Raw genomic sequence first — 12,546 nt, forward strand, 5'->3', positions numbered from 1 at the left:
GTCTACGTTTCGCGATCCGTGAAGGTGGCCGTACAGTAGGTGCTGGTGTTGTTGCTAAGATCTTCGACTAATTCATAGCGAATTAGCGATGCTTTCGGAAAATCTTGAATTAGATTTGACGAACCAGTAGCAAAAAGGGCATCATTTGATGCCCTTTTTCTGCACTCAACATTATTTTTGCTGTTTTCTTGTTCAGAAGTGGGTTGGGCGCAGAGCAAGATTAAGCAAAGAGGCTTAATCTTAAGAAGAGTACGCTGATTTTTTCAGCGATATGGAGTTTGCCCTGCAACAGCGGGGTTGTTGTCGTCTATATTAAGACTTGTAACAGGTTGGTTTTATGAAAGCAAATAATGCTGAAACTCCTGATAGCTCAAACGCAGCAGATACGTTTAAGTGGGTAGCCGCTTTCGTATTGGCAGCTGCCGCTGTTGTGGGTAATTACCTGTATGGTGAAATGTCTGTAGTGGTTCGTGCTGCAGGCGTTGTTGTTCTTATTGCAGCTGCCTTAGGCGTTGCAGCAACAACGACTAAAGGTAAAGCAGCGATCAGTTTTGCAAAAGAATCTCGTATGGAAGTACGTAAAGTTGTTTGGCCTACTCGCCAAGAAACCATGCAAACAACACTGATCGTTTTAGCTGTAAGTATTGTAATGGCTCTAGTGCTATGGGGTATTGACGGAATTATGGTTCGTCTAGTAGCTCTAGCAACTGGGGTATAGAGGGTTTTTATTCATGAGTGAAGCTCCAAAAAAACGCTGGTATGTGGTTCAAGCCTTCTCTGGATTTGAAGGTCGTGTAGCTCAATCTCTGCGCGAGCATATCAAAATGCACGGCATGGAAGAGCTATTCGGTGAAGTACTGGTTCCTACTGAAGAAGTAGTGGAAATGCGCGCGGGTCAGCGTCGCAAATCTGAGCGTAAGTTCTTCCCAGGTTACGTCCTTGTTCAGATGATTATGAACGATGAATCATGGCACCTAGTACGCAGTGTGCCGCGTGTCATGGGCTTCATTGGTGGTACCTCAGACCGTCCGGCACCTATCACGGATAAAGAGGCTGACGCGATTCTTAATCGTCTTGAGAAAGCGAGTGAAGCGCCTCGTCCGCGTACAATGTACGAAGCGGGTGAAGTGGTACGTGTTAACGAAGGTCCATTTGCTGACTTCAACGGTACTGTTGAAGAAGTGGATTACGAGAAGAGCCGCCTGAAAGTGTCTGTATCGATCTTTGGTCGTGCGACACCAGTTGAGCTTGAATTTGGTCAGGTTGAAAAGCTGGACTAAGACTCTTCGTTAAAGAGTATAAAAAATCACCTTTTTAGGGTTGTATAAGGCGCGGATTATGACTATAATTTCGCGCCTTTTTACTTCAAGTGAAGTAAAAAGTTTCTTACACAAACGGGGAGCTGATCCGCGATTAGCGTTTGTACCCAAACTTAGGAATTATCATGGCTAAGAAAGTTGAAGCTTACATCAAGCTACAAGTTGCTGCTGGTATGGCTAACCCTAGTCCACCAGTAGGTCCTGCACTAGGTCAACACGGTGTGAACATCATGGAATTCTGTAAAGCGTTCAACGCAAAAACAGAATCTATTGAGAAAGGTCTACCAACTCCAGTAGTTATCACAGTATACAGCGACCGTTCTTTCACGTTCGTAACTAAGACTCCACCTGCTGCTGTTCTTCTTAAGAAAGCTGCTGGCGTTAAGTCTGGTTCAGGTCGTCCAAACACTGAAAAAGTTGGTACTGTAACTGACGCTCAAATCCAAGAAATCGCAGAAACTAAAGCTGCTGATATGACTGGTGCTGACATCGAAGCGATGAAGCGTTCTATCGCTGGTACTGCTCGTTCAATGGGCCTAGTGGTAGAGGGTTAATAAGATGGCAAAACTAACTAAGCGCATGCGCGTAATCCGCGAAAAAGTTGACGTAACTAAAGAATACGAAATCAACGAAGCTGTTGCTCTTCTTCAAGAACTAGCGACTGCTAAATTCGTTGAGTCTGTAGACGTTGCTGTTAACCTTGGCATTGATGCTCGTAAATCTGACCAGAACGTACGTGGTGCAACTGTACTACCTCACGGTACTGGCCGCGAAATCCGCGTTGCAGTGTTCACTCAAGGTGCTAACGCTGAAGCAGCTAAAGAAGCTGGCGCAGACATCGTAGGTATGGAAGATCTTGCTGAGCAAGTTAAGAAAGGCGAAATGAACTTTGACGTAGTTGTTGCTTCTCCAGATGCAATGCGCGTTGTAGGTCAACTAGGTACTATCCTAGGTCCTCGCGGTCTTATGCCAAACCCTAAAGTTGGTACTGTAACTCCTAACGTTGCTGAAGCAGTTAAAAACGCTAAAGCTGGTCAGGTTCGTTACCGTAACGACAAAAACGGCATCATCCACACTACTATCGGTAAAGCAAACTTCTCTGCTGAGCAGATCAAAGAGAACCTAGAAGCACTTCTAGTTGCTCTGAAGAAAGCTAAGCCATCTTCAGCGAAAGGTACTTTCCTGAAGAAAGTAAGCATCTCTACTACTATGGGTGCTGGTGTTGCTGTTGATCAGGCTAGCCTGAACACTCAAGCATAATTTATTTGCTTAGGCGCAAAATTAGTGTATAATTTTGCGCCTAATATTTGTGGTTGGGGCTGAACTTTGGTTCTTTGAACTGTCTCCTAGTTCGAAATGAATTAAGACCCAGTCTCCGTCCAAGACCGTAGGTGTTTGTGTAAAAGCAAACTTAATTATCCTACGTAGATGGTGCCCGAACTGACAGAAAGCTCTATGTAATATAGTTAACTTTCTTCTGGGGAAGCACCTCAATAGCTCTCACTGTCGTGATGATAGTGAGTGGTGTAACGACAACCAGGAGTAAATCCAAGATGGCTTTAAACCTTCAAGACAAAAAAGCAATTGTTGCTGAAGTCAACGAAGCTGCCAGTGGTGCACTTTCTGCAGTTGTAGCTGATTCTCGTGGCGTTCAAGTTGGCGCGATGACTTCTCTACGTAAACAAGCTCGTGAAGCTGGCGTTTACATGAGAGTTGTTCGTAACACTCTTGCTCGTCGTGCGGTTGAAGGTACTGAGTACGAGTGTCTAACTGACACTTTCACTGGTCCTACTCTAATCGCATTCTCTAATGAGCACCCAGGTGCTGCAGCGCGTCTTTTCAAAGACTTCGCTAAAGAGAACAAAGATTTCGAGATCAAAGCTGCTGCATTTGAAGGCGCTTTAACTGACGCTGAAGTACTAGCAACACTACCAACTTACGACGAAGCAATTGCACGCCTAATGATGTGCATGAAAGAAGCTTCGGCTGGCAAGCTGGCGCGTACTATCGCAGCTATCCGCGATCAAAAACAAGAAGCAGCGGCATAAGCCTTGCTTTTTACTGGTTGCTTAATAAACTTATTGTTGACTTAAAAGAGAATTGTTATGTCTATTACTAACGAGCAAATCCTAGACGCAGTTGCAGAAATGTCTGTAATGCAAGTTGTTGAACTAATCGAAGCAATGGAAGAGAAATTCGGTGTTTCTGCTGCTGCTGCTGTTGTAGCTGGCGGCGCTGCTGCAGGCGAAGCTGCTGCTGAGCAAACTGAATTCGACGTAATCCTAGAAGCTGCTGGCGGTAACAAAGTTGCTGTAATCAAAGCAGTACGTGGCGCAACTGGCCTAGGTCTTAAAGAAGCTAAAGCTCTAGTAGACGGCGCTCCAGCACCTCTTAAAGAAGGTGTTGAGAAAGCAGAAGCTGAAGCTCTTAAAGCTCAGCTAGAAGAAGCTGGTGCAACTGTTGCTGTTAAGTAATTATTGCATAGTTTCTTAGCCTAACGGCTAATTGGCTGGTGGTTTTTTAACCACCGGCCTTTTTGCGCTGTAGGGTATAGGCGAATTTTCCCGCTGTTTAAGCGCCTGATATCCATGCAAAAAACATTTCATTCTTACGAAATGAAATGTCACTACAGTAAACAGCTATATTAGTCACTGTCCCTTACCCCCCCTTAAGTAACTAGGAGCGGGCGGACAGTTTGGGTCACTTATCAGCGAGCTGAGGAACCCCATGGTTTACTCTTATACCGAGAAAAAGCGCATCCGTAAGGACTTTGGTACTCGTCCACAAGTTTTGGACATTCCATACCTGCTATCGATCCAGCTCGATTCGTTCGACAAATTTATCGAACAGGATCCTGAAGGTCAATACGGTCTTGAAGCCGCTTTCCGTTCTGTATTTCCGATTCAGAGCTACAACGGCAATTCTGAGCTGCAATACGTTAGCTACCGTCTTGGTGAGCCAGTTTTTGACGTTAAAGAATGTCAAATCCGCGGTGTAACTTACTCAAAGCCACTACGTGTAAAACTACGCCTAGTTATCTTTGATAAAGACGCGCCAGCAGGTACTGTAAAAGACATTAAAGAACAAGAAGTCTACATGGGTGAAATTCCACTCATGACAGACAATGGTACCTTCGTAATCAACGGTACCGAGAGGGTTATCGTATCCCAGCTGCACCGAAGCCCAGGCGTGTTCTTCGACAGCGATAAGGGTAAGACCCACTCTTCAGGTAAAGTTTTATACAACGCACGTGTTATTCCTTACCGTGGTTCATGGCTTGATTTCGAGTTTGATCCTAAGGATAACTTGTACGTTCGTATCGACCGCCGTCGTAAGCTACCAGCATCGATCATCCTTCGAGCACTAGGTAAGTCGACAGAAGAAATCCTAGATATCTTCTTCGAGAAAGTGAACTTCGAAGTGAAAGACCAAACTCTATTGATGGAGTTGGTTCCTGATCGTCTACGTGGTGAAACTGCGTCATTCGACATCGAAGCAAATGGTAAAGTTTACGTTGAGCAGGGTCGTCGCGTAACAGCTCGTCATATCCGCCAACTAGAAAAAGATGGCGTTGATCACATCGAAGTACCAGTTGAGTACATCGTTGGTAAAGTTGCATCTAAAGATTACATCAATGAAGCAACTGGCGAGATCATTGTTAACGCTAACCAGGAAATCAGCCTAGAAGCACTAGCGAACCTATCTCAGGCTGGCCACAAAGCGCTAGAAGTTCTATTCACGAACGATCTAGACCACGGTCCATTCATGTCAGAAACACTACGTATCGACAGCACGGTTGATCGTATTTCTGCATTGGTAGAAATCTACCGCATGATGCGCCCTGGTGAGCCGCCAACAAAAGAAGCTGCAGAAGCTCTATTCGAAAGCCTATTCTTCTCTGAAGAGCGTTACGATCTATCGACTGTTGGTCGTATGAAGTTCAACAGCTCTATCGGCCGTGAAGATGCTCAAGAGCAAGGCACGCTTGATGAAACTGATATCATCGAAGTGATGAAGAAGCTGATCGCGATCCGTAACGGTAAGGGCGAAGTGGACGATATCGACCACCTAGGCAACCGTCGTATCCGTTCTGTAGGCGAAATGGCTGAGAACCAGTTCCGTGTAGGTCTAGTACGTGTTGAGCGTGCAGTTAAAGAGCGTCTAAGCCTAGGCGATCTTGACGCAATCATGCCTCAAGACTTGATCAACGCGAAGCCAATTTCTGCGGCAGTTAAAGAATTCTTTGGCTCTTCACAGCTTTCACAGTTCATGGACCAAAACAACCCGCTATCAGAAGTAACGCACAAGCGTCGTATTTCTGCATTGGGTCCTGGCGGTCTAACTCGTGAACGTGCTGGCTTCGAAGTACGTGACGTACACGTAACTCACTACGGTCGTCTATGTCCTATCGAAACGCCTGAAGGTCCAAACATCGGTCTGATCAACTCTCTATCTGCGTTTGCGCGTTGTAACGAGTACGGTTTCCTAGAGACACCATACCGTCGCGTTGTAGATGGCGTAGTAACAGACGAAGTAGATTACCTATCTGCAATCGAAGAAGGCCAATTCGTTATCGCACAGGCGAACGCTAAGCTAAACGAAGATGGTACTTTTGCAGATGAGCTGATCACAGCTCGTCAGAAAGGTGAATCTGGTCTACACCCTCGTGAGCACGCTCAGTACATGGACGTTGCGACAAACCAGGTTGTATCTATCGCTGCATCGCTTATCCCGTTCCTAGAACACGATGATGCGAACCGTGCATTGATGGGTGCGAACATGCAACGTCAGGCAGTTCCAACACTGAAAGCTGACAAACCGCTTGTTGGTACTGGTATTGAACGTAACGTAGCAGTTGACTCAGGTGTAACTGCAGTTGCTAAACGTGGTGGTGTAATCCAGTCAGTAGATGCTTCTCGTATCGTTGTTAAAGTTAACGAAGAAGAGCTAGTACCAGGTGAAGCTGGTATCGACATCTACAACCTGACTAAATACACACGTTCTAACCAGAACACATGTATTAACCAGCGCCCATGTGTGATGCCAGGTGAGCCTGTATCACGCGGTGACGTTCTTGCTGATGGTCCTTCAACAGACCTTGGTGAACTAGCGCTTGGTCAAAACATGCGTATCGCGTTCATGCCTTGGAACGGTTACAACTTCGAAGACTCGATCTTAGTATCTGAGCGCGTAGTTCAAGAAGACCGTTTCACGACTATCCACATCCAAGAACTGACTTGTGTGGCGCGTGATACTAAGCTTGGTTCTGAAGAGATCACAGCGGATATTCCAAACGTAGGTGAGTCTGCTCTGTCTAAACTAGACGAGTCAGGTATCGTTTACATCGGTGCTGAAGTTAAGGGTGGCGACATCCTAGTTGGTAAAGTTACACCTAAAGGTGAAACTCAGCTAACGCCTGAAGAGAAGCTACTACGTGCAATCTTCGGTGAAAAAGCATCTGACGTTAAAGATACTTCACTACGTGTACCTAACTCTGTATCAGGTACGATCATCGACGTTCAAGTCTTTACTCGCGATGGCGTAGAGAAAGACAAGCGTGCGCTTGAAATCGAACAGATGCAGCTTAAAGAAGCGAAGAAAGACCTAACTGAAGAATTCCAGATTCTTGAGGGCGGCCTTCTAAACCGTGTTAAAGCTGTATTGATTGAAGGCGGTTACTCTGAAGCGAAACTAGACACAACTGATCGTAAGAAGTGGCTAGAACTAACGCTAGAAGATGACGCACTACAAACTCAGCTTGAGCAACTTGCTGAGCAGTGGGATGAGCTAAAAGCTGACTTCGATAAGAAGTTCGAAACTAAGCGTCGTAAGATCACTCAAGGTGATGATTTAGCACCTGGCGTCCTGAAGATCGTTAAGGTTTACCTAGCGGTTAAACGTCGCATTCAGCCTGGTGATAAGATGGCGGGTCGTCACGGTAACAAGGGTGTAATCTCTAAGATCAACCCTGTTGAAGACATGCCATACGATGAGAAAGGTCAGCCTGTAGACATCGTACTTAACCCACTGGGTGTACCTTCGCGTATGAACATCGGTCAGATCCTAGAAGTACACTTAGGTCTGGCAGCGAAAGGTATCGGTGACAAGATCAACCAGATGGTTAAAGAGCAGCAAGAACTAGCGAAATTCCGCGAGTTCCTACAAAAAGTTTACGATCTAGGCGACACTCGCCAGAAAGTAGACATTGCTTCTCTATCTGATGATGAAGTACGTACTCTGATCAAGAACTTGCGTGGCGGTCTACCAATCGCGACTCCTGTATTTGATGGCGCTCCAGAAGAGTCAATCAAAGCACTTCTTGAGCTAGCAGATCTACCAACATCAGGTCAGTTAACACTGTTTGATGGTCGCACAGGTGATGCGTTTGAGCGTCCTGTAACTGTTGGTTACATGTACATGCTGAAACTGAACCACCTTGTTGATGACAAGATGCACGCTCGTTCAACTGGTTCGTACAGCCTAGTAACTCAGCAGCCACTAGGTGGTAAAGCTCAGTTCGGTGGTCAGCGTTTCGGTGAGATGGAAGTATGGGCACTAGAAGCATACGGTGCTGCTTACACGCTACAAGAAATGCTAACGGTTAAGTCGGATGACGTTAACGGCCGTACTAAGATGTACAAGAACATCGTAGACGGTAACCACAGCATGGAACCTGGCATGCCAGAATCGTTCAACGTACTGTTGAAAGAGATCCGCTCGCTAGGTATCAACATCGAGCTAGAAGACGAAGAGTAATCCTTTTCTCTCTTGATGAAAGTCGAGAGAATCAAAGCGATTATTTGGAAGAAGGTGCTCACTTTAGCGAGTGAGCTCCTTTTAACTCCTTACAGGAGCTGATTGTGAAAGACTTATTAAACTTTCTAAAAGCACAGCATAAGACCGAAGAATTTGATGCAATCAAAATCGGTCTATCTTCACCAGACATGATCCGTTCATGGTCTTTCGGTGAAGTTAAAAAACCTGAAACGATCAACTATCGTACGTTCAAACCTGAACGCGATGGTCTGTTCTGTGCGCGTATCTTTGGTCCAGTTAAAGACTACGAATGTCTTTGTGGTAAGTACAAGCGCCTGAAGCACCGTGGTGTTATCTGTGAGAAGTGTGGTGTAGAAGTTACACAAACTAAAGTTCGTCGTGACCGTATGGGCCACATTGAACTGGCTTCACCAGTAGCTCACATCTGGTTCCTAAAATCGCTACCGTCTCGTATCGGTCTACTAATGGATATCCCTCTACGTGATATCGAACGCGTTCTGTACTTCGAAATGTACGTAGTAACAGAGCCTGGTATGACTGATCTAGAAAAAGGTCAGATGCTTACTGAAGAAGAGTATCTAGATCGTCTAGAAGAGTGGGGCGACGAGTTCACTGCTAAGATGGGTGCGGAAGCTATCAAGGACCTACTAGGTTCTATGGATATGCACGCTGAAGCAGAACAAATGCGTGAAGAGTTAGAGACAACAAACTCTGAAACTAAGCGTAAGAAAGTAACTAAGCGTCTTAAGCTGGTAGAAGCGTTCATCGCATCGGGTAACAACCCTGAGTGGATGATCCTAACTGTACTTCCAGTACTTCCGCCAGATCTACGTCCTCTAGTACCTCTAGATGGCGGTCGCTTTGCGACTTCTGATCTTAACGATCTATACCGTCGTGTGATCAACCGTAACAACCGTTTGAAGCGTCTTCTAGAGCTAGCTGCTCCGGACATCATCGTACGTAACGAAAAACGTATGCTGCAAGAGTCTGTTGATGCGCTACTAGATAACGGTCGTCGTGGTCGTGCGATCACAGGTTCTAACAAGCGTCCTCTGAAATCTCTTGCTGATATGATCAAGGGTAAACAAGGTCGTTTCCGTCAGAACCTTCTAGGTAAACGTGTAGACTACTCTGGCCGTTCTGTAATCACAGTAGGTCCATACCTTCGTCTACACCAGTGTGGTCTTCCTAAGAAGATGGCACTTGAGCTATTCAAACCATTCATCTACAGCAAGCTAGAGACTCGTGGTCTTGCGACTACAATCAAAGCTGCTAAGAAAATGGTAGAGCGTGAAGAAGCGGTCGTTTGGGATATCCTAGACGAAGTAATCCGTGAACACCCAGTACTATTGAACCGTGCACCGACACTTCACCGTCTAGGTATCCAGGCGTTCGAACCAGTACTGATCGAAGGTAAAGCGATTCAGCTACACCCACTTGTTTGTGCAGCGTACAACGCGGACTTCGATGGTGACCAAATGGCGGTTCACGTACCTCTAACTCTAGAGGCACAGCTTGAAGCTCGTACTCTGATGATGTCGACAAACAACATTCTGTCGCCAGCGTCAGGTGATCCGATCATCGTACCTTCTCAGGACGTTGTATTGGGTCTGTACTACATGACTCGTGAAAAGATCAACGTGAAAGGTGAAGGCATGTACCTTTCTGGCCCAGAAGAGGCTGAGAAAGCATACCGCACTAAACAAGCTGAGCTTCACGCACGCGTTAAAGTACGTATTACAGAAACTGTTGTAGACGAAGATGGCAACAGCACTACAGAAACCAAGATGGTAGACACCACTGTTGGTCGTGCAATGCTATGGCAAATCGTGCCAGCTGGTCTACCGTACAGCATCGTTAACCAAAAGCTAGGTAAGAAGCAAATCTCTAACCTACTTAACGAGGCGTACCGTAAACTAGGTCTGAAAGACACAGTAATCTTCGCTGACCAAATCATGTACACAGGTTTCGCATACGCGGCACTTTCTGGTGTATCTGTTGGTATCGACGATATGGTTGTACCTGCAGCTAAGTACACTGAAATCGCAGAAGCGGAAGAAGAAGTACGTGAAATCCAGGAACAGTACCAATCAGGTCTTGTTACTGCGGGCGAACGCTACAACAAAGTTATCGATATCTGGGCATCGACCAACGACCGTGTTGCGAAAGCAATGATGGAAAACCTTTCATCTGAAACGGTAGTTAACCGTGACGGTGAAGAGGAACAGCAAGAGTCATTCAACAGCATCTATATGATGGCGGACTCGGGCGCTCGTGGTTCTGCAGCACAGATTCGTCAGCTTGCGGGTATGCGTGGTCTGATGGCGCGTCCAGATGGTTCAATCATCGAAACACCGATCACAGCGAACTTTAAAGAAGGTCTAAACGTACTTCAGTACTTTATCTCAACGCACGGTGCTCGTAAGGGTCTTGCGGATACGGCACTGAAAACAGCGAACTCGGGTTACCTAACTCGTCGTCTAGTAGACGTTGCTCAAGACGTTGTTGTAACTGAACATGACTGTGGCACTCACGAAGGTGTCGACATGATGCCTCACATCGAGGGTGGTGATGTTAAAGTTGCACTTTCTGAGCTTGCTCTTGGTCGTGTTGTTGCTGAAGACGTACTAAAACCTGGCACTGAAGACGTTCTTATTCCACGTAACACCCTGATCGATGAGAAGTGGTGTCAAATCATGGAAGAGAACTCAGTAGACAGCATGAAAGTGCGCTCTGTAGTAACGTGTGATTCTGACTTCGGTTGTTGTGCACAATGTTATGGTCGTGACCTAGCACGTGGTCACCTAGTGAACCAAGGTGAAGCAGTGGGTGTTATTGCTGCTCAGTCTATCGGTGAGCCAGGTACACAGCTAACGATGCGTACGTTCCACATCGGTGGTGCGGCATCGACAGCAGCGGCAGAGAACAGTGTTCAAGTTAAGAACAACGGTTCTATCAAGCTACACAACGCTAAATCTGTATTGGCTGATGACGGTAAGATCGTTATCACTTCTCGTGCGACAGAGTTAACTATCGTTGATGAGTTTGGTCGTACTAAAGAGAAGCACAAACTGCCTTACGGTACGCTACTAAGCAAAGGCGATGGTGATACAGTTCAAGCTGGCGAAACAGTTGCAAACTGGGAAGCGCACACACTACCTATCATTACTGAGGTAGCAGGTCGCATCCAGTTCGTAGATATGATCGACGGCGTAACAGTATCTCGTCAAACTGATGACCTAACTGGTCTATCTTCAAGCGAAGTAACTGACCCAGCAGCTCGCCCTTCAGCAGGTAAAGATATGCGTCCAGCTATCAAACTTGTTGACGAGCAAGGTAACGATGTAATGATCCCTGGTACTGATATGCCAGCTCACTACTTCCTACCTGGTAAAGCGATTGTGAACATCGAAGATGGCGCAGCAGTAGGTGTTGGTGCAACACTAGCACGTATTCCTCAGAAGTCTGGCGGTAACAAAGATATCACCGGTGGTCTTCCACGAGTTGCTGACCTATTTGAAGCACGTAAGCCGAAAGAGCCTGCAATCCTTGCTGAGCACACAGGTACTGTGAGCTTTGGTAAAGAGACTAAAGGTAAACGTCGCCTAGTGATCACACGTGAAAGCGGTGAAGCTTACGAAGAGATGATTCCTAAGCATCGTCAGTTGAACGTATTCGAAGGTGAAAAAGTTGAACGTGGTGATGTGATCGCAGATGGTCCAGAGTCTCCACATGACATCCTACGTCTACGTGGTGTACACGCGGTAACGCAGTACATTGCTAACGAAGTACAGGAAGTTTACCGTCTACAAGGCGTTAAGATTAACGATAAGCACATTGAAACTATCGTTCGTCAGATGCTGCGTAAGTGTACTATTACTCACTCTGGTGACTCTGAGTTCCTACCTGGTGAACAGATTGAGTACTCACAAGTTAAGATTGCTAACCGTAACCTAGAAGCTGAAGGCAAAGAGCCTGCACGTTTCGAACGTGAACTACTAGGTATTACTAAAGCATCTCTAGCGACTGAGTCGTTCATCTCTGCGGCATCGTTCCAGGAGACAACTCGCGTACTAACAGAAGCTGCGGTTTCTGGTAAGCGTGATGACCTACGTGGTCTGAAAGAGAACGTAATTGTTGGTCGTCTGATCCCAGCTGGTACTGGTTTCGCATACCACCAAGAGCGTCAAGCTAAACGTTCTGAAGCGCAAGATGGTCCTTCTGCTGAGCAAGCAACGGATAACCTAGCGGCACTTCTAAACGCTGGTTTCTCTTCTGAAGAGTAAGTCATATAACGAGTAATCGTTAAAAGCTTAAGAAAAAGGCACCTTCGGGTGCCTTTTTAGTTTTTATACTACTTTGTTCTTCCGGTGGGATTTTCGATAAAGCTAGAAACAAAAAAGACCGACGATGATCGTCAGTCTTTTCTCTCACTCTATTTCTAAATGTT

8 protein-coding genes and 1 pseudogene are annotated in these 12,546 nt (G+C 46.1%); all 9 read left to right on the forward strand.

The features are described 5' to 3' along the window. Positions 1-71: pseudogene (locus R7F07_RS23640) on the forward strand (elongation factor Tu); the annotation flags it as partial. 266 nt (positions 72-337) lie between these two features. After that, positions 338-718: a preprotein translocase subunit SecE gene (gene secE, locus R7F07_RS23645; RefSeq protein WP_005384680.1), complete on the forward strand. Its 381-nt coding sequence runs from the start codon at positions 338-340 to the stop codon at positions 716-718. A gap of 13 nt (positions 719-731) precedes the next feature. Next, entirely contained in the window at positions 732-1,280 is a 549-nt protein-coding gene (gene nusG, locus R7F07_RS23650; protein ID WP_005384681.1) for a transcription termination/antitermination protein NusG, read from the forward strand. Between the two features lie 164 nt (positions 1,281-1,444). Further along, complete coding sequence (gene rplK, locus R7F07_RS23655) at positions 1,445-1,873, forward strand: 50S ribosomal protein L11 (protein ID WP_005384682.1); 429 nt, start codon at positions 1,445-1,447, stop codon at positions 1,871-1,873. Between the two features lie 4 nt (positions 1,874-1,877). After that, positions 1,878-2,579 (forward strand): 50S ribosomal protein L1, encoded by a 702-nt coding sequence (gene rplA / locus R7F07_RS23660; protein ID WP_005384683.1) that lies wholly within the window; start codon positions 1,878-1,880, stop codon positions 2,577-2,579. 293 nt (positions 2,580-2,872) lie between these two features. Then, positions 2,873-3,367: a 50S ribosomal protein L10 gene (rplJ, locus tag R7F07_RS23665; RefSeq protein ID WP_005382538.1), complete on the forward strand. Its 495-nt coding sequence runs from the start codon at positions 2,873-2,875 to the stop codon at positions 3,365-3,367. Positions 3,368-3,424: 57 nt separating this feature from the next. Then, on the forward strand, positions 3,425-3,793 hold the full coding sequence (rplL, locus tag R7F07_RS23670) for a 50S ribosomal protein L7/L12 (RefSeq protein WP_005382540.1): 369 nt from the start codon (positions 3,425-3,427) through the stop codon (positions 3,791-3,793). Positions 3,794-4,046: 253 nt separating this feature from the next. Beyond that, entirely contained in the window at positions 4,047-8,075 is a 4,029-nt protein-coding gene (gene rpoB / locus R7F07_RS23675; RefSeq protein WP_005384685.1) for a DNA-directed RNA polymerase subunit beta, read from the forward strand. 104 nt (positions 8,076-8,179) lie between these two features. Next, positions 8,180-12,382, forward strand: coding sequence for a DNA-directed RNA polymerase subunit beta' (rpoC, locus tag R7F07_RS23680; RefSeq protein ID WP_005382514.1), 4,203 nt, complete (start codon positions 8,180-8,182; stop codon positions 12,380-12,382). Positions 12,383-12,546: the final 164 nt, after the last annotated feature.

It is taken from the genome of Vibrio sp. YT-16, from assembly GCF_033337405.1.
GTDB lineage: Bacteria > Pseudomonadota > Gammaproteobacteria > Enterobacterales > Vibrionaceae > Vibrio > Vibrio alginolyticus.

Excerpts from the sequence above, each read along its gene's own strand:
- secE (WP_005384680.1), top strand. The coding sequence starts at position 338 with ATGAAAGCAAATAATGCTGAAACTCCTGATAGCTCAAACGCAGCAGAT.
- nusG (WP_005384681.1), top strand. The coding sequence starts at position 732 with ATGAGTGAAGCTCCAAAAAAACGCTGGTATGTGGTTCAAGCCTTCTCT.
- rplK (WP_005384682.1), top strand. The coding sequence starts at position 1,445 with ATGGCTAAGAAAGTTGAAGCTTACATCAAGCTACAAGTTGCTGCTGGT.
- rplA (WP_005384683.1), top strand. The coding sequence starts at position 1,878 with ATGGCAAAACTAACTAAGCGCATGCGCGTAATCCGCGAAAAAGTTGAC.
- rplJ (WP_005382538.1), top strand. The coding sequence starts at position 2,873 with ATGGCTTTAAACCTTCAAGACAAAAAAGCAATTGTTGCTGAAGTCAAC.
- rplL (WP_005382540.1), top strand. The coding sequence starts at position 3,425 with ATGTCTATTACTAACGAGCAAATCCTAGACGCAGTTGCAGAAATGTCT.
- rpoB (WP_005384685.1), top strand. The coding sequence starts at position 4,047 with ATGGTTTACTCTTATACCGAGAAAAAGCGCATCCGTAAGGACTTTGGT.